Annotated in this window: 1 protein-coding gene and 1 rRNA gene; one reads left to right on the forward strand and one right to left on the reverse strand. The window is 63.7% G+C overall.

Going from position 1 to position 1,025, the window contains the following annotated elements:
- A partial coding sequence (locus AC1DBD_RS17670) for a hypothetical protein (protein WP_476982698.1) occupies window positions 1–545 on the forward strand: 545 nt, incomplete at its 5' end.
- A gap of 383 nt (window positions 546–928) precedes the next feature.
- On the opposite strand, the gene rrf is transcribed toward AC1DBD_RS17670, so the two are convergent.
- A 5S ribosomal RNA gene (gene rrf, locus AC1DBD_RS17675) occupies window positions 929–1,025 on the reverse strand; the annotation flags it as partial.

Genomic DNA, 1,025 nt, shown 5'->3' on the forward strand with positions numbered 1-1,025 from the left:
CCACCACTGAACGGCTTACGATCACGATCGCCACCACCACTGAACGGCTTACGATCACGATCGCCACCACCACTGAACGGCTTACGATCACGATCGCCACCACCACTGAACGGCTTACGATCACGATCGCCGCCGGTGAACGGCTTCCGATCACGATCTGCGCCGAAGCTGCGACGCTCCCCGCCCTCACGCGACGGACGGTCGCCGAACGGCTTACGATCACGATCGCCACCACCGCTGAACGGCTTCCGATCACGATCAGCATCGAAGCTGCGACGCTCCCCGCCCTCACGCGATGGACGATCGCCAAAAGGCTTCCGATCGCGGTCGCCACCGGCACCGCTGAACGGCTTCCGGTCGCCAGCCGGCTTCGATCCGGCCGAACGCTCGTCCCTGGCGCGGAAACCGCGGGGGTCACCCCCGGAGTTGCTCGTACCACGGAATCCACCGCCGCCAGAGTTTCGTCCCCCGCCAAAGTTGCCGCGGTCGTTGCCGCCGCGGTTGCCGTCGTTGTGCTCAGCCATGTTGGATTCCTCCTGTTATGAGCTGACCACTGGCGCAATCGCAGCCGCTCTGTTTCCGTGTTTCGTTCGCTACGCAACCCGAAATCAAGCGCTTCGAAGTCCGTACATCTCAATCAATTCTAGGCGAGACGCCAGCACCCGGCTAACGGCAGCGGGGCTTTAGGCCGATGCGGTGTCAAGTCTCACAGCCCAGCCGGACGGCGCTCACCCGGGCCTCATCACAGCTTGGGCTGCGGGACGGTCCTTCGGGTACTTGCCGGTACCGCGGGAGAGTTATGCGAGAGCGATCCCGTCTACCACGCAGGTGGTGAGGAAGTGTCCGCTGATCCCTCTCAATGGCACTGTGTGGGGGGTTAAAAGGCTCAGGCCCCGACACTGTGTGTCGGGGCCTGGCTGTAATGGTTGTCCGGCGGTGACCTACTCTCCCACACCCTCCCGGGTGCAGTACCATCGGCGCTGTGGGTCTTAGCTTCCGGGTTCGGGATGGGACCGGGCGTTTCC

It is taken from the genome of Arthrobacter sp. 10T419 (assembly GCF_056394105.1).